Here is a 26,653-nt window from a genome sequence, read left to right as displayed (position 1 = left end):
TAAAATCAGCAAGCGGTTTCAAAGAATAATATTTAATAAAATTTAAACAATTTTCTTGTGCTAATCAAAGAATTGCTCTTTTTCGCCCACGAGCAGCACCCGGAGTCCCAAGAATTTTAGTTAGAAACGAATGAGTTCATTTTTGCAATACTTCCCAGACAACGTGCGCTCTCTTTTGCTTTTCGTTCTTGTGTGGTGCGGTCAACTTCAATAAGGCCAAATTTCATTGAGTAACCAGATTGCCATTCGAAATTATCAAAAGTAGTCCAGTGAAGATAGCCTCTGACTTCAATCCCTTCGTTTATACAAGCCTGAACACCTTCTAAAGCTTTACTGATGAATTCCACCCTGCGTGTGTCATCATCTGTAGCTATACCGTGTTCTGTAATGATAATTGGAATGGATAGATCTTTTGAAACCTTACGAATCACATTTCCAAGTGCTTCAGGGTAAAACTCGTATCCCATTTGGGTTAGTTCTGCCCCTTCAGCAGGCCTCACTTGCCCTTCAGGTCCGTAAACCTCTCTTGTGTAATTTTGTAGACCGAAGAAGTCGTCGCCTTCTATCATCAACAAATATTGTCTAAAGTAACTATGCCATTTTTGCTCAGCCAACTCCTCTCCTCCCGGGATCGACTGAATATCTGATAGAGCCATCGATAAACCTACTTTGGTATTGGGCTGAATCCTCTTAATGGCCTCACGTGCCTTCAGATGTGTTTCTTTTAATATTTTGATAGAAGACTCATCTGAAATCATATGGAATGTAAAATAATTTTCAATGGTGGTTCCACACAATTTTGCAGCGGACTCTCTCCATTTCGGAGCCACCCAAGCATCCCTTTCAATCCCGACTGGTGGAATAAAACCAATTTTCGAGAAAATCTCTCGGAGCATTACTGGAAGGTTAATCTCATTCATTGTCAATGCGTATGGGATTAAATGCCCTAATTCACGGAATACCACTTCACAATATTTAGCAAAACGATCAGGAACCTCCGGGCTAGACCATCCGCCCAGTCTCATCAGCCATTTAGGTGACGAGAAATGATGCATAGCAACGACAGGTGTGATTCCGTGTTGGTGGCAGGTTTCAAGAACTTCCCGATAATGCTCGATGGCTGAACGTGAATATTGCCCTGGTTCGGTTTCGATTCGTGACCATTCGATCGAGAACCGGTAAGTATTCAAGCCTAGACTGGCCATAAGGGCAAGATCTTCTCGATACAGCCGGTAATGGTCAATGGTATCCCCTGATTTATCTTTATAAGGTGAGCCATCCGCATGTTCTTCCGCCCAGAAATCGCTATTATAATTATTCCCTTCCACTTGATATGCTGCTGTTGTAGAACCCCAAAGAAAATTGGATGGAAAATGAAATTCCATTTTAAAACACTCCTTGTCTTCTTATATCCTGCTGATTACCTATATTGTAGCAAGCGTTTTCAGAATATTTAATATCAAAAACAAAGGGGTTTATTGCTCGAATCAAAGATTTTAATAACACCACACAATTTCACAAAAAATAAAACCGCTGATTAGGCGGTTTCACTACATGATGTGACTTTGATCCATATAATTTTGAGACTTGTAATCCCGATATTCTTTTGGTGTTTGGAGGTAAACTTCATTAAATTTTTTATAGAAAAAAGATAAACTTGAATAACCCACTTCCTCAGAAATATCCGGAATAGAGAGATCTGAGTTTGTTAGATATAAAGCAGCCTTATTTAATCTTTGAATCTGAAGAAGCTCCTTAAAGGATTTACCTGTAGCTTTTTTAAGAACAGCAGAAATATAGTTTGGATGATATTTATAGTGATTCGCTAATTCCGTTAAGCTGCAGTCTTTAAAATGGTCATCAATATATTTTAGAAACCCTAGTACCATCGCATCCTTTTGCTTTAAATCATCTTTCTGGTTGGTGTTCGAGCTATTGCTGTGGCGAATTAATTCAGTAAACAAGATGAAAAGATACGCATCAATCATTTCCGACGTAAATACATCCTTTTCAAAGTACTCGCACATAATTTGCTCCATAATACCAACAACCTTTGAATGTACTTCACTAGGGAAGTATAAATAGTTATTGGCCCTTCGACTATCGATTAAGGAATCAATCAAAAATTGCGAGATAATACTTTTATTGGTAAATCGGCTAAGGAAACCGGTAGATAAATAGTCATGCTTTAGTTTCATCTCAATAACGATATCAGATGTTGATATTTCTTTTATTGTATGAGGGGTATTTTTGTCAATCATAATCGTACCGCCCTCAGTAATATTAACTTCATGATCTTGCATGATGACCGTGCATTTACCTTGATAGACGTAGATTAGTTCAATATATTCATGAATATGCATTGGCACGAACGCAGCAACGGGACCCTGAGATATGAAAATGTTATCTTCAATCGGATTGATAGAGGGATCAAAAATCATACTAAAATTGTAAACAGGCTGTCCATTAACTACATTTACCTGTTCTGGATGATAGGTGTTTTTTATAACATCCCAATTGGGTGCCTCCCTGGTGTTGTTGGAATGAAGTAAAGACCGTAAATCATCACTTTTCATATGAAGCCACCTCTATCATTAAAAAATTATATTACTTGTTAGTTTAAAACTAGTTTAAAGTACGTATTAATCTCTGTAAATGAAAATCCCTCTACTAGTTACCGTTGGACCCTTTTTTCTACCTCAACGGGCATTAGTCGCTTCTACTAGTTACCTTTGAACCCTATTTGCATTCCATCCTCAGACAATGAACCGTCGTATCTATAAAAAGAAAGACTCGATTAAGAGTTTTTCAATCTCCTAATCGAGTCTTTCCCACATAACTCTACTTATCGCTTTAATAAAACCTCTTGCTCATACGCTTTTACTTCTTCTAACCAAGATTCTCTTACTGGTACACCCATTTTTTCGCAATAGTAATCCCAGACTGCGCCAAATGGATAGGTTTTGAATTCCTCCATTAATGCTAATCTTTCGGTAAAGTTGCCATCTTCTTGAAGTTGTTTTAAATACTCGTTTGGAACTAACATGGCAGAAAGTAATGCCTTAATCATATTACGTGTACCGATTGTCCAAGCAGCGACACGGTTAATACTTGCATCAAAGAAATCAAGTCCGATGATGACACGGTCTAACGCATCATTTCGAACAATTTCTAAAGCAATTTCCTTTAATTCATCGTCTAATATAACGACATGGTCACTATCCCAACGAACAGGTCTTGAAACATGCAAAGCAAGCTTTTCACTAAATAAAAGCATCGATGAAATCTTATTGGATACTGTTTCAGTTGGATGATAGTGCCCTGTATCTAGTAAGCAGAGTTTATCATTCTTCATTGCATAATTTAGATAAAATTCATGTGAACCAACCACATAAGATTCTGAGCCAAGTCCAAATACTTTACTTTCCACGGCATCAAGATTATAGTTTTCATCTACTTCAACAGCAAAAATCTTATCTAATGATTCTTTTAATCTCTTTCTAGGTGTCAAGCGGTCGCTTGGAATATCCTTGTAGCCATCTGGAATCCAAATGTTTGTTAATGCTGGTGAACCAAGCTCTTTTCCAAAATACTCACCAATTTTCCGGCTGCCAATGCAGTGATTAATCCAGAACTCGCGAATTTCTTCGTTTGGATGAGAAAGAGTTAAGCCATCATCTGCTTTAGGATGTGAAAACAATGTGGGGTTGTAGTCTAATCCTAAACCATTTTCTTTTGCCCATTTCACCCAGTTTTCGAAGTGCTTTGGTTCTAATTGATCTCTTTCCACGAATTCTCCATTTGTTTCCGCATAAATAGCATGTAAGTTAACTCGATGTTTACCAGGAATCAAGGAAAGTGCTTTTTCTAAGTCAGCCCTTAATTCTTCAGGCGTTGACGCTTTACCAGGATAATTCCCTGTTACGGAAATCCCACCAGATAGTTCTTTTTGGTTTACTTCGAATCCGCCCACGTCATCACCTTGCCAGCAATGAATCGAAATCGGAACATTTTTTAAAGTCTCGATTACTTGATCAACATTAATTCCCCATTTTTCATAAGCCTTCTTAGCAAGTTCGTAGTTTTCTTGAACAGACATGTCATTCTTCCTCTCTATCTATTAGTTTGTAATTTGTGCAGTGGGTAAATATTTTTTAACTTCGAAAGAATTTTTCACAATGTTACGAGCCTCTTTTATATTTTGGATTTCATCGAGCGCCATTAACTGAGCGACGATATTTCCGATGGCGGTCGCTTCAACAGGTCCAGCGTAAACTTCCTTCTCTGTTACATCAGCCACAAGTTGGTTTAACATTTCGTTCTGGCAGCCGCCGCCGATGACATTGATTTTTTCAAATCGCTTTTCAAAAATTTCTTCGATTTCGTTAACGGCATCCTGATAGCTGACTGCTAAACTATCATATACGCATTTTGCGACTTCACCAGGTGTGCTAGGAATTGGCTGACCTGTTTCCACACAGTAGTTCATGATTTCTTGAATCATGTTTTCAGGTTTTAGGAAACGGTCATCATTTACATTAACCACAGCCTTAAAGTCCTTAGCCTCTCTCGCCAAATCAACCAGCTCGGCAAAGGAATATTCATTATTGTAGTTGCGTCGTACCTCTTGAATCATCCATAGGCCCATAATATTTTTTAAGAAGCGGTATTGATAATCAATTCCGCCCTCATTGGTGAAATTGTAGTCCAGTGCTTTGGTAACACAGATTGGGAAGTAGTTTTCTACGCCAATCAGCGACCAAGTACCTGAACTAATATAAATTGTTTCATTTTCTTCTGGTACTGCAATAACAGCTGAACCAGTATCATGTGTGGCCGGTAGAATCACTTGCAAGTCAAAGCCTAACTCTGAAACTAGTTCTTCTTTTAAGTTTCCGAGGATCGTTTTAGGTGTCTTAATTTCCTGGAACATTTCTTGATTGATTCCTAGCACATCTAATAAGTCATGATCCCACTTTTTTGTAAAAGCATTGACTAATTGAGTAGATGTAGCATTGGTGTATTCGTTTGCTTTTTTTCCGGTAAGCAAATAATTGAAGTAATCGGGAATCATTAAAAATGATTTTGCTTTATTTAAGATTTCTGGTGAGTTTTGTTTCATGGAATACAATTGATAGATCGTATTAAACTTTTGGAATTGGATGCCTGTTTCTAGATACAAGCGTTCTTTCATGATTTTTTCAAAAACTTGCTCCATCATTCCGTCTGTTCTAGGGTCACGATAAGAGACTGCCTCTGTTAATGGCTGATCGTTTTCATCCAATAGCACAAAGTCAACAGCCCAGGTATCGATTCCGATACTATCCGGTTTAATACCAAGTTCATTGCACTTTTTTAGTCCTTTTTTGATTTCCTGAAAAAGTGTATCGGCTTCCCAGCAATAGGATTCACCTTTTTTCACAATTTGGTTTTCAAAACGATGAATTTCATCTAGTTTTAATAATCCATTTTCTAAGTAGCCTAAAATAAGCCGGCCGCTTGAAGCACCAATATCAACAGCAATACTGTATTTTGTCATTAACAATCACCTCTCGCTTGGAAACGCTTACTGATATCTCTATCTTACTAGAAAAATACGATTTTCCTATATCGTGATTCGGCTAATTTATTGTCCTTATTTGCCAATAAGGGATTCATTACCTCGTTACATAATAGAAAAACTTGCAGACTGAGGATCATCTGCAAGCTGCTCAAAATCTAGTTATTAATAAACTTCCTTCCACTCAGCAATGTTACCTGAATCGAATTTGAATGGATCGCCTAGCATGATTTGTGTTCCGTCTCCATCTTGAACAACTTCTTTATCACCTAGGTCACCTGCTGTGAACTTATCTCCGACTTTACCTGTGATTTTACCGCTCACAAGTGCATCTGCCGCGTAGCCTGCAAGATATCCAACATCAATTGGATTCCATAGGTACATCCAATCACAGACACCGCTTTCAATATACTCCGCCATTTCACTTGGTAAGCCAAGACCCGTCAATTTTACCTTACCTTTTAATCCTTTATCCGTTAACACTTTTCCTGCCGCAGCAATACCAACCGTTGTAGGAGCAATGATTCCTTTTAGGTTTGGATAAGATTTTAATAGTGCTTCTGTTTCAGAAACACTCTTGTCTCTTAAATCATCACCATAGGCAACTTTTACAAGTTCAATGTCTTTGTATTTAGGGTCTTCTAATTCTTTTTTCATCCATTCAATCCATGTATTTTGATTTGTAGCCTGTGAAGTTGCACTTAATACAGCAATTTGTCCTTTACCGCCGATCATTTCAGAAATAGCCTGGATTTGGACGCGGCCGATTCTTTCAGGGTCAGCCTGGTTTACGTGCACCATCCGGCTCTTTGCATTAACAGCGGAATCTAATGATAGAACCTTAATGCCTTGATCCATTGCCTTTTTCAATGCTGGCTGGAGCGCATCAGGATCATTCCCAACAATGGCGATACTGTCTACTTTTTGTGAGATAAGTTCCTCAATCATTTGAATTTGTGCCTCTGCCGTTGGCTGGTCTGGAGCTTTTAAGATTGCTTCATGGCCAAGCTCTTCAATCGCATTTTTAAACCCTTCCATCTGCTTTTCCCCATATGGATTCCCCGTGTTTTTAAAGACGATTGCAAATCTCTTCTTACCATCTTTAGCCCCTTGTTCTTTTCCCCCGCTGCTACTTGGAGCAGATTGACTACAGGCGGCTAATACTGAAAATACCATAAAAATCGAGAGAAATATCATACTCAGTTTTTTCATAGATTCGAACCCCTTTTTCGTTTATTTTTTTTACATAAACAGTCAAAGACTGATTTGTAACAAAGAAAGATTATCCAGCAATTTGTTTTGATTGACTCTTAACTGCTTTGGTTTTTAGCTTGACTTTGGGCTTAAGGTTTGGAACCATAACAGCAATAATTAGGAGAAGACCAATAATAATCATCAGTACCTGCGCTGGCATGTTTATTAAGCCAAGACCATTACGAAGGAAACCAATTAAGAATACTGCGATCACCGCACCAACCATTCTTCCTTTACCTCCAGCCGTACTGATTCCGCCTAAAACTACCATCGCAATCACATCAAGTTCATAACCTGTGGCTACATTTGGTCTCGTGCTTCCCATTCTTGAAGTTAAAAACAGTGCGGTGATCGCAGCCATAATGCCTGCTAGTGTAAACACAATAACTTTAATTTTATCAACCTGAACTCCTGAAAAACGGGCAGCAGTCGGATTGTTACCGATGGCGTATACCCTGCGTCCAAAGGTAGTTTTGTGCAAAAGAAGGCCAAAAATTATCGCCATCACAACAAAAGCAATCAGAATAAATGGAATTCCGAAAACATACCCCCATCCAAGGAAACCAAACCATTCTGGAAATGACCCTGCCGATTGATCCTCAAGGATGATATATGCAATCCCACGGTAGATGATCATGGTAGACAGGGTAACAATAACCGCCGATAATTCCTTGAATTTCACAATTAGCAATCCGTTAATTAAACCGCAGATTGCACCAACCGCTAGGCAAATCACTATCGTCATTTCCATTGGAACTCCAAGTGAATATAGATGCGCCATTATAACAGAAGCAAGTGCCACAATCGATGCAACAGAAATATCAATATCGCGAAGGATAATAATCAGTACCATCGGAAATACCATGAAGGCCTTATCAAGGAACGTCATCGTTGCGTCTCTTAAACTATTAAAATTAAGATAGTAGGGTGACAAGTTTGTATTAATAATGTTTACTAAAATGAACAGCAAGACGAGCAGCCATTCCCACTGAAGGAAAAATGTTTTTAATGAGAAATTCTTTTTGCTGAGATTTTCCATGTTAGATTTTCCTCCTCATGAGGGCATTTAAATCTACTCCTCTTTTTACAAGAGCATTCAGTATTACTGCAATTAGGATTATGGAGCCTTGAATCCCCATTTGCCAGAATGGTGACACATTAATAAGTGGAAGAGCATTGTTCAAAATTCCAATCAGTACGGATCCTAAAATCAGTCCAGAGATTTTTCCAGAGCCTCCCGCAATATTCACCCCTCCAAGTACACATGCAGCAATAACGGTTAATTCATAGCCTGATGCGGTATCGCCCTGTGCGGAAGCGAATTTCGAGACCCATAAAACACCAGCAAGACCTGATAGGCCACCCATCAATGTGTATACTAGCCAAATGATGCGATCATGATTAATTCCGCTAATCTTTGCTGAATCAGGATTACTTCCGACTGCGTAAATTTGTCTTCCTGTTCTGGTATGATTAATAAAATAAAAGAATATCAGGTACGTAATTACAGCGATTAAAATTAAATTGTTAATCCCTAGGAAAGATCCTGTTGCAATTCCTTTGAAACTTACTGGCATTTGATGGGCACTCACCCATTTTCCACCGCTTACCATAAAGGTTAAACCTCTGAAAATATACATCATCCCCAAGGTTGCAATAATGGGTAAAACGCCCCCTTTGGAAATAATCACTCCAAGTATTCCACCGCTTACGATACCTACAAGAATTCCTAACAGAATGGCCATAATGGGGTTTAGGTTTGGATATGCACCTACGGTTAGTGCCGTAATCATTCCTGACAATGCTAGCGTGGCCCCAATCGAAAGGTCGATTCCCCCAGTGATAATCACAAGCATCATACCAATAGCAAGAATACTTAAGATTGCTGTGTTGGTAATCATATCGTTAAGGTTTTCAAGTGTTAAAAAACTTGGATTTCTTAATTGAACTACAATAGACATGAGAATAATAAATCCTAGTAATCCAACTTCCCGAAAACGAGCAATACTGGCACTAAGCGACACCTTTGCTGTTGGCTTTTCTGACATTCTCATCACCCCCCTTTATAAACCTGCAGCTTCAAGCGGCTCTACTTTGGCCTCTTAATTGGTCATTGCTGCTTCTAAAATGGCTTCTTGTGTTGCGTACTTCCCATCGATTTCTGCAGTGATTCTTCCCTCACGCATCACGAGAATTCGATCACACATACTAAGAACTTCCGGCATTTCAGAGGAAACCATAATCACACCATAGCCTTGGCAAGCAAGGTCTGAGATAATTTCATAGATCGCTGATTTTGCTCCAACATCAACCCCTTTGGTCGGTTCATCAAGGATGATAATATCCAAATCAGAGGTTAGTAGTTTTGCTACTGCTACCTTTTGTTGATTTCCGCCCGATAACGAACTGACAAGATTATAAATACTTGGCGTTTTTACACTTACTTTTTTAGATAAGCTGCTAGCAATCGCTTCTTCTTTTTTCTTGTTTAACCAGCCTTTACTTGATAAATGATCTAATGAAGGCAGTGTAATATTCTTATCGATTCCCCAAGATAGAATCAGCCCCTGTTGCTGTCGGTCTTCTGGCAAGTAACCAATTCCTTGTTTCATCGCCTGTTGTGGATTGGTAATCTTTTTTTCTAGTCCTTTTATTCGGATCTTTCCTTTATCTGCTGGTTCTATTCCAAATAAAGCTTGACATACCTCACTTCTACCAGCACCGACTAAACCCGTGAGGCCTAAAATTTCTCCTTTTCGAAGGTTAAAAGAGACCCCTGCAAAAAAACCTGTTCTCCCCAGATTCTCTACACTTAGTACTTCTTCCCCAATGACGGCTTCGGTTTTAGGGAATAACTGCTTGATTTCCCGTCCAACCATAGCTACAATCAGCTCTTCATTGGAGATGTCATGGACACCCCAAGAACCAATGTATTTTGAATCGCGGAAAACTGTCACTTTGCTGGCGAGCCGGTACATATCTTCAAAGCGATGCGAGATAAAAATGACAGAAGTTCCACTATCTCTTAGCTTTTCTGTAATCCGGTAAAGTTCTTCACTTTCGTTCCGAGTTAACGCCGCAGTCGGTTCGTCCATGATAATAATTTTTGCGTTTGTTGAAAGAGCTTTGGCAATTTCGACAATTTGCTGTTCGGCCACACTTAGGGTCCCCATCAAGGCTTTTGCATCAAAATTGGCTCCTAGTTCCCTTAATAGTTTGTTTGCCTCCGCATGCATCTCTTTCCAGAGGATTCTTCGTGTTCCTTTTTGAACTTTTTCATGTCCCATAAATATATTTTCAGTTACATTCAAATCTGGATAACAGGTTACATGCTGATAAATCGCAGCAATCCCCTGATTTTTCGCTTCCTTAGGATTTCGAAACTCAACCTTTTGACCGTTAAGATACATTTCCCCTTCATCCGGTTGATGAACACCCGTGATCACCTTTATAAATGTTGACTTTCCCGCTCCGTTTTCCCCCATCAACGCATGGATTTCTCCTGGTTTAAGTTGAAAATGAACATCGTCGAGAGCCTTAACACCTGGGAAGGTTTTCGTAATTCCTCTTAGTTCGAGCACAAATTCAGACATTTTCCCACCCCTATCAATTGCTTCTATTCCTTCGTCCTAATACTATTTATCTATTACATAGATATTTAAAATCATTAACTGAATCCGCTTACATTCAGATTACTCATTCCCCATAGCTGCGAAAAGGAGAGAACTTTCGGGTTTGGGGGTCAATCCTCGGTAGTATACTGAAAATTTAAAAAACCCCCAAAATGGGGGTTAGGCGTTATTTTTTGCTTTTTCCTTAAATTTTGAAGGTACATCACCGAAATACTTTTTAAATAGTTTACTAAAGTACTTGGTATCAGAGTAACCTACAAACTGTGATATATCATAGATTTTTAGATCGGTGTCTATTAATAATACTTTTGCTTTTTCTAATCGAACCTTGGTTACATAATCAAGGATAGTATCCCCTGTTTGACTTTTGAAGTACTCACAAAAATAGGTGGGATTCATATGTATTTTCCTTGCAATTTTGTCAATCGTTATATTCTCACCTAAATTATTCAAAATCCACTTCTTTGCTGTCTCAACCGGATCCACTAATTCACGTTGATTCAATCTATCCAATACATTAAATACTTTTTGAATCCAACCAGTTATCTTCTTCTTTAATTCAAGAAAATTGGCTGATTTCTTTGTCAGTTGAAGTCCTTCCTGAATCAAGAAAACCTCGTCTTTTGCCCTTGCATTCCTCAATAAGAAATTTACCGTCTGAATGGACAACGATTGAATGTTCCTATCAATCTCTTGGGGGGAGTTCAGCCTTCCTAATTCTTTAAGAAACTGATATAAAAGCTCAAAAGTCTCCTCCTTTTGAAAACGTTCAAGTGAATTCAATATTTTAGTAATGGTTCGATCTAATTCTTTTGATTCCTTTACTTTTTCCCTTTCCAATAGTTTCTTTTCCATTATCGTATAGGTATAGACCTGATTCCCTCCATAAATGAGTCGGAATTGTAGTAAGGAGAGAAGATCATCTCTCATGTTTGGAAGGAGTGCCACATCATGAAATTCATTGCTAATGGCAATGGTTGCGGATTGCTGATAATCATATTTTATTTTGGCCCGCAACTGCTCAGCAAGCAAGCTTTCCTGCAATTCCTCGCAACGGTCATTCTGAATTAACACCCAACAAGAAAACTCTTCACCTTTCCAGTACCAAAACCGAGTGGCAGTCTCTTTATAAAAATTGGTTAATATTGAGTTGATTTCGGTTTCAACGAATGTAGTCCAATTTTCTGAAATTGCAGTTTGTTTCACATTTGAGATATGGTCCTTTGAGATACATAACAAAAAGTAAGAGCCAATTGGAAATCCCCTCGTCCATTCCATTTCAGAGAGGTCAATATCCTGTCCTCTTATTAATTCACTTAATCTTTGCACCTGCTTCACAAAATTAAGCTCTGAGTCCATCTCCTCTATTTTCTCTTCCTCTGTCCATTTTCTAATAATTTTCCCCTTTATTTTCCCAAGCTGCTTTCTGAATTCTTCTCGTAATAGCGGTTTAACCATATAATCAATGGCGCCTTCCCGAAGGGCTGTTTGTAAATATTTAAAATCACTAAATCCACTAATAACCACAGCTTCAAAGGAAGCCCAATTCTTCAATTCCTTTATCAATTCCAGGCCATCCATTCCTGGCATTTTAATATCAGTAAAGAGTAAATCAAAGTCTATCTTCTCCATTTGAATGGACTTGATTAACTCCAGTCCATTTTTAAAACTCCCAACAATTTCATATTCCTCACCGCAAGACATTATTAATCTTTCAATTCCACGTCTAATGCGATTTTCATCATCCACTACAATTATTCTTATTTTTCTCTTATTCAATCTCCCCACCTCCGTCCATATTTTCTCTCATATTTTCCTTCGTTAATAAAGGAATCGATATCGTTACAACTGTCCCCTTATTTATCTCACTTGTTATCGTCAACCCATATTGTGCTCCGAACATCATGATTAATCTTCCGTGGACGTTGATTAATCCGAATTTAGAATCCCTTTTTCCCATCGGGTCCGACTCTAAATATCTATTAAGTTCTAATAAAATTGATTCAGGAATCCCAGGACCATTATCACTTATTGTAAAAATTGCTTCCTCTTTACTTTTTAAAGAAGAGCTATTTTTCGAGATCAATACCTCAATTTTTACCGACTCAAGATTGTCTAACCCATGTTTTAGAGCATTCTCTACGATCGGCTGAAGGATAAACTTTGGTGTGTAATACTTTTCTGTATCAATTCCTTCTTGAACGAAAAAATCTATTCGATCTTCAAATCTAATTTTTTGAATCGTTAAATAGTCTTTCATATGTTGAACTTCTTGAGAAATGGTAACTATTTTTTCTTTATTACTAATTGAATACCTTAACATTCGACCAAGAAGTGATACCATTTCAACAACAACCTCTTCTTCATCTTCTTCTACCGCCATTCCAATCGTTTCAAGGGTGTTGTACATAAAATGAGGATTAATCTGGGATTGCAGGGCGTATAATTCTGCTTCTTTTTGCTGTAATTTAATGTGATAATTTTGCTTAATTAAATCCTTGATTTCTAAAACCATTGAATTAAAGCTTTTTGCCAAGACGCCCACTTCATCCGTGCTCTCGATAGGAAGATCGACATCAAAGTTCCCTTTTTCCACCTTTTTCATTAATCTTGATAAACGATGGATCGGTCTAGATACGTTCCAGGCTAGAAATAAAGAGAATACTATACTTAATAACACAACAACGATAAAAACAATAATGGTTCCATATCGAACCATATCTGTTTTTCCGGTCAAATTTTTCAATAATACACTATCTGCAAGTATCCATTGGTTGGGTCCTGACCTACTAATACTAATAAGCTTATTTTCTTTTAATGTGTTAGTTTTAAAGCTGCCATTTATGTTTGGGTACTTTATCAAATCTGCATTTACTCTTCCAATTTTAGCTGGGTCCGTATGGTATATTATTTTTCCGCTCTCATCCATTAACCAGATATCAGCTTTGTTAACGGTTTCTAAATTTTCTACGATATTTTTTATAAAGGTTAATTCAACAGCGATAAATATTGTACCTAAATTCATCCGATTCTCAGTATCGGTTATCTGTTTCATTAACAAGATATATGGTGGGTTATTTTTAAATCTTAGAGTGGTTTGACTAGGAAAGATGATTTCCTGTTTACCTTGTAAATCCATTTCCTGTCCAAAAGGAATCGCTTTTTGTTCAAAGCCAGTATAAGGAATTTTCGAACTCTCAAACAACCTGTTTTTTGATAAAATAAATACTCCAAGGATGTCGGAATTTCCTCCGTTAATATAGGTATTCATTAGATAACTATTAATAAGAAATTTATCATGTAATAATGAGGATTTGTTTTGGTAGGAATCTTTTCTAAGCACCTCAATAACCTGGGTGGAATTGTAGAGGAGATCGGGCAGCTGTCTTAATTCTCCCACTTGATCATTTATTCTCTCGTTGGCTTGGTCCAATACCTTTGGAATATACTCTCCTACTTGCTCCTCAATTGATTTGGTATATTGATTGTATGCAATGTAACCAAGTAATGACATGGGTATTACAGTAAATAAAGTGTAAGTAATAATAAGTTTGGTCATTAAACGGTAGTTTTTAAATTTCTTCCACTTAAAAATCATATTGATCCACATTTTCCTTTGTAAAATCAATCGGTTCCCCCATGATCACCATGTCATTAAATACACTAATTTTGCCCACTTGAGGAATTTGCTGGCGATCATAGGGCTTCGTTCCGTCTAGCAGATTAGCCGCCAATGATACCGTTAAATATCCCAATTTTTTGGGACTCCATAGTGTTACAACCTGTGCAGAGTCCTCTTTTAAGTATTGATTCATTGGATTAGGTGGAGATAGCCCTACAACAACTACCTTTCCAGCCTTTCCTAATTCATGGATCGCTTGGGCTGCTGCAGGCGGGCCGACCGAAGAGTTACCAATAATGCCCTTTAGATTTGGGTAGGTTGTAAGTAGTTCTTTTGCTAGGATATAAGCCTTCTGGGGATCATCATCTGATGCGACCACTTTTACTAGATTCATCTTGGGGTAGTTTTCTCTTTGTTGTATTTTAATCCAACTTAACCAGGTATTTAAATTAGCTGCCGAATTCGATCCTGTAATAATAGCAAAGTCGCCTTCTTCATTTACATTCCATGCAAGAGTATCCATCAAATGCCGGCCAAGTGTTTCTGGATTTACCATGTTAATGAAAAACTCCCTGGAACTTGAATGTGTGTCTGCATCCCATGTAATTACTTTGATATGATGGCTTTGTGCCTTTTTTAATACTGGAACCAATTTGTCTGGATCATTAGCAGACACAGCAATGACATCTACCTTTTGATTAATTAATTCATTAATTATCTTTATTTGTTGAGCCGAATCCGCTATAGTAGGACCTTTATAGATGACGGTTACCCCAAGTTCTTCCCCGGCTTCCTTTGCTCCCTCCTCGACTGCATTGAAATAAGGGATATTAATCAACTTAGGAACAAGAGCAATGGTAACTTGACGCTTTTCACTTTGAGCTTGTGGACTTTTCACCTCTTCACCCTTCGAATAGATAATTTCATATTCGGCTTTTTTACTGCAACCGCTTGCAAAAATAAGCACAAGTAAGGAACATAACATAAAAACGGATCTAGTCAAAGAAGTTCCCCCCTCCTTAAAAATATGAGTTTATTCCTAAAATTCAAATATATTTACTATCATTCAGCATAACACAAGACCCAACCCTTTTTAATACAAAAATCGATAAAAAAAGACGCCTGTAACTGACGTCTACTTCATAGATCTATTTTAGATAAAACACTTCCCGTAGGGGTTTGATAGGATCCGGTTCTTTAAAACTAAAGGAGCCCTTTACCATTTTTGAAGTAATTGCATTCCAGCGGTTACAGGCATCACTTTTGGCTATATAGTTAAAAGCTGCATCGACATTATCGCATTCAAAACAATAGAAAAACTGGTTTCCATTTTGGAAGATGGAGTAATTCTTTATACCAGCCTTGCTATGCTCTTCAAGTATCTCATTCCAAGGATTTAAATGAAGATTGATATATTCTTCTAAATGTTCTTCTTTTATTTCCCATGTCCATGCATATTTACTACTGTTATCCATCTAATTCATCCCCTTCATCATTATAAAGAAATAGTCTTACAGTTTAATAATTCTCCAACTTTAGTAAACAATCCCTCATTGTTACCGATGGACAGGGCACAATGGTGTGTCGGCGCTTCATTGAACCATCTTTCCATGTAAACATCAGGATGCTCCTTAAACTTAACAGGTGTTTGCGTGTTGCCAATTCGCATGATGGGTCCGTTTGTTGAAATTCCTTCGCTGACGATCAACTTAAGCCTGCCATCGCCTGTTTGGGTAACATTCAAGGTAGTTATAGGACCTGTCTTAACCTTCGCTTCAACGGATACACCTGTCCCTTGCTTGCCATGGTAAAGACCCATTCCTCTTAGAATTGGCTTTCCATCGGAGATAGCTAAGTGAAATGGTCCATCATGGCCGAGGAGAATCGTTTCATCAATATAATCGACGACAACTATTTCTGAGAAGCTGCCCCCCGTGCCGAGGATATCAGAGATTTTCATAGCTACAGCTGTTTTCAAATCCCCTTCACCCGCACATGGAATTCCTTTTGCTGTTAATAATGAATGACCTACAATAAAGCCTGACTGAAGCTTCTCGTATTCACTGTTTGGAGAACCGTGATAATAGTAGGAAAGAGCATCAAGGTCATACTCCCTCACCAATTTTTCTTGAGCAACTGCCACTTTACATGACCACTCCATTTGCTCAGGAGTCGGTTTTTTAGCAATTGGATCAGACGGGGAGTCCCCGCTTATTTCAAAGAATTGATATACTTCCTCTAGCTTACTTTTTACTTCGAATTCTGTAACATCTTTCAACAGCCGATCTAGATCACACATCTCCAAGACCTCAACATGAACGCCGGTTTGCGCCTGAATCATCGTAAAGTCGCTATACATATCAAGCATGCCGCTGTAGGTGTTACCAAGGAACCCAAATCGGCTATGTCTCAAGGTACGGGGAACGGATGCGGCACGAATCCATTCATTGATTTGGTTCCAAGCGGCAATCGCTTCTTTTCTGTCATTTGTTTTTTCATTAGTTAGTGAAATAGCAGGAGTATAATCTAAGCCTAGGAGTCCATTGACCACTCTAAATTTAATTCCACTGCGATTGAAGATATTGGAAATTTCTGGTGTCGGACAGGCCCCGCAATGGGCGAGCCATTCACCTGTAGTTGTTTTCTCATAATTGATTCGTTCAGTTGGCTGAAGGTTCAATATCACTGCCGGTGCTTTACAAATTTGATGGACCGGTAGAATCGCAGAACTCGTCGAGTAGGTGCCTGAATGGCAAAAAACTAAATCAACATTCCTTTCATTAAACCATTCCCCTGCTCTTCTCGCTTTAGACTCTGAATCAACTAAACCGAAATTATACACTTCACCGTACTTTGACATCTTTTTCTCAATAAAACTGCCATATTCCATTAATCTTTCTTTTAACCCAGGGAACTGATTCCAATAAGCTTGAAGTCCAATGGTGTATAAACCTACTCTACCTTTTTTTATCGATTTGACTGGTGAAAGTGATTGCATTCATTAACCTCCCCGAATAATACTTTATTAATAGATTGTATTCGTTTACAATTTTAATAACAGAATAAATATATATAAAGTTAATTACTTGGCACTGAAAGCCTTTACCTCTAGATTACTAATATTATTACTTGTTTAAAAGGTGATAAACTTCGGCATTAGGGGTCTATATTCGGGATATATACAACATAGGAGGGTGATTTAACGTGGTAAATTCTATTCTGGATAAACAGTTAAGGGAATTGAGTGACTTTGAAAAAAGGTATTCCGGCACTGCTGAACAACCTAGACATTATTCCCATTTAGAAGACTCGGAACTTACTCTTTCTAATATCCTTGATAAACCTTCAATTGTTCCGGTAGATTATTTTTTTAAACCTGATCAAAATGTTGTCTTTTTAAAACATCCTCGTTTTATAAAATTCACCGAACATAGACATTCATTTATTGAAATGAATTATGTATATTCAGGTACTTGTACACAGTACATTAATGGTAAGGAGGTAATATTAAAGGAAGGAGACCTCTGTTTACTTGATACAAATGTTATTCATGGAATTGAAAGCGCCTCTGAAAATGATATTATTATTAATATCATGATTCGAACCAGTTATTTTGATTCGGCACTCATTCAAAGACTATCAGGGAATGATTTACTAACAGACTTTTTCGTTCAGGCCATTTACCAACAAAAAAAAGACAGCCGCTATATCCTATTTCCGAAGGGTCAAAACAATCGACTGAGTGAAATAATTTTCCAGGCATTAGAGGAATACTTTCACCCGCAGCTTTGCTCGAATGAGGCCATCAATTCTTATATGTTATTGATTTTTACAGAGCTTTTAAGGATTTATAATAGCTTCTCTAAAAACAAAGAAGAACCAACCTTTAAAAAAGCCATTATCTCGGATATTTTAAGTTATATGGAACAGAATTATCAGACGATGACATTAGAGACAACAGCGGAAAAATTTCATTTTCATCCCAATCATTTAACAAGGTTGCTTAAAACAAATTTAGGCAAGACATTTATTGAGTTATCTCACCAACTTAAAATTAAAAATACCTGTACCCTGCTTGATAACACGGACTTAACCATCGATCAAATCGCAAATAGAGTCGGGTATACTAATATTACATTTTTCTATAAATCATTTAAAAAGATTCATGGTGCTACTCCTGCTGAATACCGGAAGAAAACGAGCAAAAGCCCTACTCGGTTATAGAGAGGGCTTTCGTTTGTTTATCTTTTTAACTGCTCTGATTTTTCAATTTGACTGGGTTCATGTAATTTCCATTTGATTTCAAGCTCTCCTGAACCTGCGATGAATTCAAATCTTTTTTCTTCATGATTGTATTGAATATCTGAATATCCCTTTCCGTAAACAAAATCATGTAGTTCTTTAATACAGTCCGGATTGACATTCGGTAAGGTAATAACAGCTGTTGTATTTGCTGGAACTTTAACTTGAAGTATCATATTCTTCTCGTCTTGTTTCTCCCATTTCACCTTAATCTCACCATAAAAAGACTCATATTTAGTTTCAGCAAAATTTAATCGGTCACCAAAGTGAGGTTCAACCTTAAATTTACTGTACCCTGGCTCAATTGGGGTTAACCCGCCAATATGGCGGACAAGCCAATCCCCGATACAACCGAATGCATTATGGTTAAAAGAAAAAGCACCGACTGTACCATCTGGTTTAATCGCTTCCCAGGATTCCCAAATGGTTGTTGCCCCGTTCTTTACTTCATATAGCCAAGAAGGACAGGCCGTTTGGTAGAGCAGTTTATAAGCAATATCCTCATATCCATTATCACATAAGACATCCATAATAAAAGGCACTGATAAAAACCCAGTATCGAGTTTATAATCATTATTTACTATTAAGCCTACTAATCTTTCTATTGCTTTTTTCTGTTGTGCATCTGTCAAAAGATTAAATGCAAGTGCGATGGTATATACTCCCTGATAATCAGCAGTCATCATCCCAGAATCCTTAACATAAACAATTCTAAAGGCTTCTTTCACCTTATTATGAAGGGTATGATAATATACAGCCTTATCTTGTTTTCCGATTACTTTAGCAATTTTTGCTAGTAATTCCGCAGAATATGCATAGTACGCAGTGGCAATTGGATCCTTCGTGGCAACAGCAGAAGCAATTGGTCCTTGCGGCTCTTCACCAAGCATAAAGCTCGGAATCATCCAGTCCCCAAAATGGAACTTAGTATCCCATAGATATCTCTCATAATCATTTTCAGCCTTATCTTTATTTTGTGCTGCACTTTTTTGTACAAAATCAAGCCATTTTTCCATTTCAGGGAAGCATTGTTCCAGGATTCTTACATCTCCGTACCTCTGATAAAGCACCCACGGAACAATAATAATAGCGTCGCCCCAACCCGCTGAGGAGATCGTTCCAGTGAATTTCTTATCATTCCAAATATCCTTGGGTGCAGGGCAGTAATTTAGAATTTCTCCTTCTTCTGTTTGCTCCAGCTGCAAATTCCAAAGCCATCTTGTTAAAAAGGCTTGAACATCCATATTAATAGCAGCAGTTGGAGCGAACACCTGGATATCACCGGTCCATCCTGCTTTTTCTCGTTGCGGGCAGTCAGTCGGAATCGATAACATATTGCCTTTTTGACTCCATTGGATATTATTCCAGAGTTGATTAATTTCTGGATCAGAAGTTGTGAATTGACCTGTTACCTTCATATCCGAATACAAAACAATCGCTGAAATATCTTCTGGATGAAGCTGAGAATGATAGCCTGATAGTCGAACATAGCGGAATCCATGGTAAGTGAATGTTGGTTCAAAGACCTCTCCATTCTTACCGCCCGTTACATAATAATCGATTTGTTCTTTATTCCTACCTACTATATTGTTGAAAAACTCTCCATTCTCATTTAAGACTTCACAATGTTCAAATTTAAGTTCCTGTCCGCTTGGACCATTTACATGAAGTCGGATACGTCCGGCGATGACTTGCCCAAAGTCGATAATATAATTTTGATTTTGATCCTTCCAAATAGAAATTGGGGACAGTTCTTCAACTGGTTTTACCAGTTCCCCATATTGTGCTCGCAGATTATCTAGCTTATGGCCAACGACTGCAACGGGTGCCCATTCATGGGTTAAACCATTATATCCCGGCTGTGCCCAACCCGACTTTTCTAGATTTATATCCTGTTTTTCACCAATGAAAAGGTCGCTGTAAACATAATGGCTGGTAGATGATAGAAATGAATCGTCTGTTGCAATGATTTGTTTCGTTTGGTCAGTATAAGTGATTTCTAATTGCGCCAGCAATCCTAGTCTATTGCCAAATTGAGCACTTCCTCCAGGGACGCTGATTCTGCCTGCGTACCATCCATCGGCAAGAATTACTCCTAATACATTTTCTCCTGAGAGTAAAAAGGGCAAGATATCATAGGTTTGATATTGCAGGTAATTGTTATAGGATGTGTAGTCTGGGGTAAATTCCGCATCCGTGATTTTCTGACCATTGATTTTTGCATGATAAAGCCCATGAGCAGTAATGTAAAGACGCGCCTTTTCTATTTCCTTTTGGTCAATGTGGAAGGATTTACGAACCAATTTTGGCGGATGCAGTCTCTGTTTCGGCGATGGCTGATCCCCTTTCTTCTTATTAATAAACATGTCCTCTAATGTCAGTTCCGGTTCTTCTGTTACATCTTCCTGCTGGGGCTCAATCCATTTTGCTGCCCAATCTTCCACGTGGAGAAGTCCCATTTCCCATTGTCCTTCACTGCTCCATGCCGATTCCTCTCCATTAGAACACCAAATACGGACTTGCCAGGAATAGGTGGCTTTACTTTGTAAAGGTGGTCCTTCATATGGAATGTTGACTGAAACACGGGAATTCACTTTATTTGAATCCCAAATTATCCTTTTATAACCTGAGGATTGTTTTTCAAAAACATTAATTTGATAGGTAGCCTGTGAAATGCCCTTGTTTTCACTTTCTAGTTTCCAGCTGAACCGTGGTCGTAGAATGTCCGTTCCAAGTAGACTTTCTTGATTTTCTAGTTTTGATTTAATGACCTTTAACACGTTATTTCCTCCTTAAGTTCTGTCTGTTTCTCATGTTGTTAACAATTAGAGGTGTTAAATATAGTTCAAAAAGAATGATTAAAGCTGCGATGATGATTAAGGTAATACTCATCTCTATCCCCCTACAAATATGGATAAAATCCACGCTAGTTTCAGCGCGGATTCATTTTACTGAGCCAATTCAATATTAGAAGGTTCTTTTCTTTCCAATTCTGGAATTGGCTTAACCATGACTCCAGCCAGAATTCCAAAGACAGCAAGTACACCAAAGAATAATGGATAGCCTCCTGCTGCAACAATTGGACTAGCAGCCGAGTTGGCAAGAGATTGCCCAATATCATTGGCAATGTTGACGATTCCCATATCTTTTGCTGCATCTTCAGGATGTGGAAGGACTCTTGACATAAGGGCGATATCTACTGCTAAGAACATTCCAAATCCAAGGGAAATGATTGAACCACATACATAGGAAAAGCCAATACTTGGAGCAAAACCAAATCCTAAGATACCAATAGCAGTAACAACTGCTGCAAGAAAGACAAATGGTTTTTGACGTCCAAATTTGTCAGAGAGACTACCGCCGATTATACTAGCAACCGCTAAGATTGGAATCGTAATATTCATGCTCGTTGAAACAATTCCTGCTAAATCTTGTTGAGAAACATGAAAATGTTCAAGATAATAGACACTCGTAAAAGAAGAGGCTGTATAGGCAATACCCATGAAGAATCTTGTTAATACTCCATATGTGAAGTACGGATATTTTCTGGGACTTGGATAGATCCGGGACATTTTTTCGCCGAATGATAAAGAATCTTTGTTACCACGTTCTTTTTCATAATCTACTTTATCTTCTTTTATCAATAAACTCGCAATAATGGCAAAGACAATACAAATCATTCCAAGTAATAAGAATTTACTTTGTATAGCCCAGGTATTTAAAATAAACATTAAATTTATCCCAACCATAATGGCCAGAGGACTGACAAGACCATATATTCCTGATGCCGTACCTCGTTTATCTTCCGGCACTTGGTCGGGAATTAAAGCTGTGATGGCCGTGCCCATAAAACTAAACAAGAGTTTGGCTAAAGCCCAAAACAACAAGACCATTGTAAAAGATTTAGCTAAACCAATTCCGTAAAGTGCGGCCGCTCCGCCTATTGAGCCAATCAAAATCCAAGGGCGTCTTCGTCCAAATTTCCATGTGGTTCTATCACTGATGAGCCCGGCCAAATATTGACTAAAAATACCAATTATACCAGTCGTTAAACCAATTATACTAAAATTCTTGGTAACGTTTGCAGGGTCGAGCATAGCCAGCTTTACAGTGAGCAAGAATGCGATAGGTGTAATCAGAGCAAGATTATAACCAAAGCTGCCAAGCGAAATACCTGCAATTAACCGAGGAAAAGGTGTTTTCACTACATTTGAATTCATTTTTAAACCTTCTTTCCTTTTCTATTTTTTGAAAATTGAAAGCGCTTCTATCCTTAGTTTAGAGGAGACACTAAAGGATAACTATAGCCATATGTGACTTAATTCCTATCCATTTCAAACATCATGGTTTGAGTATTGTAAATACTCATCCAATTCAAACATATATATTTGCTTCACTAATTTTTCGTAGGTAAATACTAAAAAAACAACGAAGCTTTCCTCCATTATGGAGAAAAGCTTCGTTGTTTTACATACTCTCTTTTATAAAGACGTCAACTTACACAAAAAACTACATTTTAAATAATTTATCCATTATTTTGTAGCAATATTATTTAAATAAACAGTCAGTATATCAATTTTATATTAATTGTTCATAAATCTCTGTATCTAATTTCTTAGCAAGTTCAGGATTATAAGTCTTCTCATATTTTGGTTCAATGGTTACCTTTCCACCATAGAACATTACATTTTCTACTGCACCAATCTCGATTGTTACCACACAAAACTTCATTGTACGTTCTATTACGTTTGAAAGGGAAGCTGTCCCACGGATCTCAAAACAACTTCCTGCTCCAATTACCCCTAACACCACGTTTGGATTACTCTTAATGTTAATGAGACTGGATGCCTTATGCCCAAGTGCTATCTTTATTTGCGTACCGTTCGGTTTAGCATATACCCACGATACGACGCTTAATTGAGGTAATTTTGTTTCAGCATCTAATGTGATCAATGAAACCATCTTTTCTCCTTGTAAAGAAGAAACTAATTCTGTAGTCAATCGTTCTAAAGTGATGGTCATAATTTTCCCCTCTCTTAATATTCAACATTGACTGGAAGGCCGAGTTCCAGTTTGCCAAATAGTTCTCCTACCCAATCAAAGTTAAAAGCAGTATGCTGTGCGCCGGCATGAATATCACGCCAAAATTGCTGCAGAGGATGGCGCTCCGCAGAGGCTGCGGCACCGCTGCTTGTATATATGGCTTCCATTGCTTCTGTACACATTTCCGCACAATAAGCATAATTACAGCGCAAGCGCACCCGTTCCGGATAATCAAGGACCCGGCCGGACTCGACTAGTTCGAGAGATTTATGAAGAAGGGCGTCGGCTGCTTCAATTTTTGCCGCTACCTTTGCGAGTCGAATTTGTTGATGCGTTAAGTTCGCAACTGCCCCTCCGCCTCTTGTTTTATTTTTCCCGATTACTTGGTCTCGCCAAATCGTATAAGCTCCTTTGGTTGCCCCAAGAATAACGGACAATAAGGTAACAGGCATAACTGCTGATAGTTGGATCCGGTAAAGCGGAGCTGTATTCAAGTCCATCCCAGGAGAAATCCCCTGAAGATTCCATGGCTCCAATTCCATGGTTCGGTGTTCAGGAACGAAAACGTCCGTTAACTGTAATAAATTACTGCCTGTTCCTCTCATTCCAATGACTCGCCATACATCAATTACCTTCAAATCACTTTTTGGAACAAGAAAATATAATGCTTTGGTTTCTCCTTCTGATACGGGTGTCTGTGCACTGATCATGACCCATTCACAGTGATTAATTCCTGAGGAAAACCCCCATTTGCCACTTAACTTATATCCACCATTCACACGAGTGATTGTTGAATCTGAGCTTGGGTTAATTGAAGTTGCGAGACATGCATCGGGATTTGTTTGCCATACGTCCGCTTGTGCCTGATTTGGAAAAAATGCCAGCATCCAATTGTGCAAGAGCAGCAATGAATAGCACCAGCCTGCAGAAGCATCACCCTTCGAAACTTCCATCGCTGTATCCGCTAATGTTTTCCAATTAAGTTCATGTCCTCCCCAGCGACTTGGGACCAAGGATCTCACTAAACCAGAGGAAATGAATTCCTGTATGGTTTCTGGCGGCTGATGCCGCAATTCTTCCCCAAGGTTTGGCCGTAATTGTAAGGATGCTGCTAATTCCTTTGCACGTTCAATCGCTTCCTCATAGGAAAACTTCTTTAACACTTCATTCATGTTCTCGAACCTCCACTGGGTTATTTGTCTGTGTTTGGTGTACCATACGTATGAAAAGTAGCTGGTAGCGGTGTTCCCCATGCTAAGCCTTTTTTCCGTTCTTTCGGTGTCCAAGTCACTGTCTCCCAATCTGGTGAAAAGATAAGAAACCCGCCGGAGCAAACCTCAATCCGATTGCCGCCCGGTTCATACACATAGACAAACATCGTTTGCCCGGCCACATGTTTATTAGGGGGAGCTTCGATAAAAATGCCATTGTCTAGAAACACATCGGCCGCTCGCAGGACCATTTCAGGACTTTCAACTTTAAAGGCGGCATGATGGAAACGCCCCTTCTCACCCGATTTATCTAGTGAAATGGCTAGGTCATAGGATTTATTGGTGACATGGAGCCAAGCTGTTGTTTGCTTACCCTCATCGGTTATTGCTTGTTCACTCAATTTAAAACCGAGTTGATTTCGATAAAAGATGCTATCAGCGTCTACATCTGAACTAAATAAATTAATATGATCCAACTGTGTGACAGACGCTCCTCTGGCAGAGAATCTCTGTGGCATATTTTTCAAACCAGGTTTTAAATGGGCTGGTGTGACATATTTATCAGCTTCATAAAATACTTCAAGGTTGTGTCCATCCGCATCGGTGAAGCGATAGGATTTGCCATGACCATAATCTCCATTAGTCCATCCAATTCCAAGACCACTTTGTCCGAGATCACGCGCACGCTGCTCAAGTGCGTGATTCGAAAAGGTTCTCATGGCCATATGACCTAAACCTGCTTGTTTAGCTTCTGTCAGCTTTAAGCTATAAAGCTGCTGGTCGCCCCACCCCCGCAGGAAAACGGATTGTCCTTTACTGTGAACCACTTCCATCCCCAGTAAGTTACGGAAGAAATCGAGGCTCTCATTTGGTTTAGCTGTAAATAACTCGATATGGTGCAGGTGGGCAATATCCCTAATCGGCTCACGATTATTCATGCTTGGTCACCTCTTTAATAGTCGTTTCAATGGCTCCAATTCCAGAAATTTCAACCCTTACGAGATCACCATCTTGAAGAAACTTACCTTGTGCTTCTCCTACTCCACCCGGTGTCCCCGTGCAGACAATATCACCCGGTTCTAAAGTGAAGATTCCTGATAAAAATTCGATGAGGTGATTAACATTGAACAAAAGCTGCTCCGTATTAGATTGTTGCCTTAACTCACCGTTAACGGTTAAAGAAATATCAAGGCAGTGCGGGTTAGCTATTTCATCCTTTGTGACCAAAACCGGTCCGAGTGGAAGACTTTTATCCAACGTCTTTCCTTGCAGCCATTGAATTGTTCGTTTTTGCATATCGCGGGCTGTGATATCATTTGCCACAGAGTAGCCATAAACATAGTCCAAAGCATCTTCAGATTTAATGTCCTTTCCAGTTTTACCAATCACAAACGCTAATTCTGCCTCGTAATCTAGTTTTTGGGTTAAATTAGAATTAAGCGGGAAGACGTCATTAGGACCAGCAATTGCTGTCGCAAACTTGGCAAAAATAACAGGATGTGCTGGGAAATCGCGTTTCATTTCAAGAATATGATTCTTGTAATTTAGGCCGACGCAGATGATTTTATTTGGTTTCAGTACTGGTGGTCCAATTTGTACATTTTCTTTCTTGTATATAGCGGCAGTTTGCTGTGAATTTTCGAGCGCATAATTAACCGCTTCATTAGCCGTTTGAAGTGCCAGGTCGCCACCCGCGATAAATTCTGTTTGATTCTGAGGCACTAAAGCGTTTGCAATCTCATCCGCTCTTTCCTGACCGCGATCCTTTAGCAACTCAATATATGCTTGCTGTGGGTCGACAATCGTATGCTCATCTACCAAAACTCCGAGTCGTAACGGGTTATTTTTACTAGAATAGGTTAATAATTTCAAATGAATACCTCCTCAAGTTTTAAACATCAAAAGTGCTTTCTCTATAAATCCATGATAAGGCACAGAAATTTAATTTTGAAATACACAATTTGTATTTGAGAAATCTCAATTTCTGATGATTACATCATTTTCAAAAAAAATAACCCCGCCTGTGCGG

Annotated in this window: 20 protein-coding genes; 1 reads left to right on the top strand and 19 read right to left on the bottom strand. The window is 38.6% G+C overall.

Translation table 11 applies throughout. The annotated features are described in order from the left end of the window. Positions 1-116 precede the first annotated feature (116 nt). The 13 genes from V7121_RS05870 to V7121_RS05810 form a co-directional block, all read right to left on the bottom strand. Positions 117-1,385: a glycoside hydrolase family 1 protein gene (locus tag V7121_RS05870; protein ID WP_335495320.1), complete on the bottom strand. Its 1,269-nt coding sequence runs from the start codon at positions 1,383-1,385 to the stop codon at positions 117-119. A 165-nt stretch (positions 1,386-1,550) separates the two neighbouring features. Further along, a complete protein-coding gene (locus tag V7121_RS05865; protein WP_335495322.1) occupies positions 1,551-2,576 on the bottom strand; it encodes an AraC family transcriptional regulator in 1,026 nt (341 codons plus the stop codon). 269 nt (positions 2,577-2,845) lie between these two features. Then, the gene (rhaA, locus tag V7121_RS05860) at positions 2,846-4,099 is read right to left on the bottom strand and encodes an L-rhamnose isomerase (RefSeq protein WP_335495324.1); all 1,254 of its coding nucleotides are present in this window, start codon (positions 4,097-4,099) and stop codon (positions 2,846-2,848) included. Positions 4,100-4,120: 21 nt separating this feature from the next. Next, positions 4,121-5,539: a rhamnulokinase gene (gene rhaB / locus V7121_RS05855; protein WP_335495326.1), complete on the bottom strand. Its 1,419-nt coding sequence runs from the start codon at positions 5,537-5,539 to the stop codon at positions 4,121-4,123. 186 nt (positions 5,540-5,725) lie between these two features. Then, a complete protein-coding gene (rhaS, locus tag V7121_RS05850; protein WP_335495327.1) occupies positions 5,726-6,772 on the bottom strand; it encodes a rhamnose ABC transporter substrate-binding protein in 1,047 nt (348 codons plus the stop codon). A 70-nt stretch (positions 6,773-6,842) separates the two neighbouring features. Then, positions 6,843-7,853: an ABC transporter permease gene (locus V7121_RS05845; protein ID WP_335495329.1), complete on the bottom strand. Its 1,011-nt coding sequence runs from the start codon at positions 7,851-7,853 to the stop codon at positions 6,843-6,845. A gap of 1 nt (position 7,854) precedes the next feature. Continuing rightward, positions 7,855-8,862, bottom strand: coding sequence for an ABC transporter permease (locus V7121_RS05840; RefSeq protein WP_335495331.1), 1,008 nt, complete (start codon positions 8,860-8,862; stop codon positions 7,855-7,857). Between the two features lie 54 nt (positions 8,863-8,916). Then, positions 8,917-10,407 (bottom strand): sugar ABC transporter ATP-binding protein, encoded by a 1,491-nt coding sequence (locus V7121_RS05835; protein ID WP_335495332.1) that lies wholly within the window; start codon positions 10,405-10,407, stop codon positions 8,917-8,919. Between the two features lie 198 nt (positions 10,408-10,605). Next, positions 10,606-12,225 carry a response regulator transcription factor gene (locus V7121_RS05830; RefSeq protein ID WP_335495333.1) on the bottom strand — a complete coding sequence of 540 codons (1,620 nt, stop codon included), beginning with the start codon at positions 12,223-12,225 and terminating at the stop codon, positions 10,606-10,608. Beyond that, entirely contained in the window at positions 12,218-14,074 is a 1,857-nt protein-coding gene (locus V7121_RS05825) for a cache domain-containing sensor histidine kinase (RefSeq protein ID WP_335545993.1), read from the bottom strand. Before V7121_RS05825 ends, V7121_RS05830 begins: the two co-directional genes overlap by 8 nt. Continuing rightward, positions 14,034-15,071 (bottom strand): autoinducer 2 ABC transporter substrate-binding protein, encoded by a 1,038-nt coding sequence (locus V7121_RS05820; protein ID WP_335495336.1) that lies wholly within the window; start codon positions 15,069-15,071, stop codon positions 14,034-14,036. Before V7121_RS05820 ends, V7121_RS05825 begins: the two co-directional genes overlap by 41 nt. 145 nt (positions 15,072-15,216) lie before the next feature. Then, positions 15,217-15,543: an L-rhamnose mutarotase gene (locus tag V7121_RS05815; protein ID WP_335495337.1), complete on the bottom strand. Its 327-nt coding sequence runs from the start codon at positions 15,541-15,543 to the stop codon at positions 15,217-15,219. A 20-nt stretch (positions 15,544-15,563) separates the two neighbouring features. Then, a complete protein-coding gene (locus V7121_RS05810) occupies positions 15,564-17,066 on the bottom strand; it encodes an L-fucose/L-arabinose isomerase family protein (protein WP_335495339.1) in 1,503 nt (500 codons plus the stop codon). Between the two features lie 206 nt (positions 17,067-17,272). Between V7121_RS05810 and V7121_RS05805 the strand changes: the two genes are divergently transcribed. After that, complete coding sequence (locus V7121_RS05805; RefSeq protein WP_335495340.1) at positions 17,273-18,292, top strand: AraC family transcriptional regulator; 1,020 nt, start codon at positions 17,273-17,275, stop codon at positions 18,290-18,292. Positions 18,293-18,309: 17 nt separating this feature from the next. On the opposite strand, the gene V7121_RS05800 is transcribed toward V7121_RS05805, so the two are convergent. The 6 genes from V7121_RS05800 to V7121_RS05775 form a co-directional block, all read right to left on the bottom strand. Next, positions 18,310-21,150 carry an alpha-L-rhamnosidase gene (locus V7121_RS05800; RefSeq protein WP_335495342.1) on the bottom strand — a complete coding sequence of 947 codons (2,841 nt, stop codon included), beginning with the start codon at positions 21,148-21,150 and terminating at the stop codon, positions 18,310-18,312. Between the two features lie 168 nt (positions 21,151-21,318). Then, complete coding sequence (locus tag V7121_RS05795) at positions 21,319-22,590, bottom strand: MFS transporter (protein WP_335495343.1); 1,272 nt, start codon at positions 22,588-22,590, stop codon at positions 21,319-21,321. Positions 22,591-22,948: 358 nt separating this feature from the next. Beyond that, positions 22,949-23,392 carry a pyridoxamine 5'-phosphate oxidase gene (locus V7121_RS05790; RefSeq protein WP_335495344.1) on the bottom strand — a complete coding sequence of 148 codons (444 nt, stop codon included), beginning with the start codon at positions 23,390-23,392 and terminating at the stop codon, positions 22,949-22,951. Between the two features lie 14 nt (positions 23,393-23,406). Then, positions 23,407-24,585, bottom strand: a complete 1,179-nt coding sequence (locus V7121_RS05785) for an acyl-CoA dehydrogenase family protein (RefSeq protein WP_335545992.1) — start codon at positions 24,583-24,585, stop codon at positions 23,407-23,409. A 20-nt stretch (positions 24,586-24,605) separates the two neighbouring features. Next, a complete protein-coding gene (locus V7121_RS05780) occupies positions 24,606-25,562 on the bottom strand; it encodes a VOC family protein (protein WP_335545990.1) in 957 nt (318 codons plus the stop codon). After that, entirely contained in the window at positions 25,555-26,496 is a 942-nt protein-coding gene (locus tag V7121_RS05775) for a fumarylacetoacetate hydrolase family protein (protein WP_335545988.1), read from the bottom strand. The genes V7121_RS05780 and V7121_RS05775 overlap by 8 nt, the downstream gene beginning before the upstream one ends. Positions 26,497-26,653 lie beyond the last annotated feature (157 nt).

Origin of the sequence: Neobacillus drentensis, assembly GCF_036962125.1 — a bacterium.
GTDB lineage: Bacteria > Bacillota > Bacilli > Bacillales > Cytobacillaceae > Neobacillus > Neobacillus drentensis_B.
This window is presented reverse-complemented; position numbering and strand designations above follow the sequence as displayed.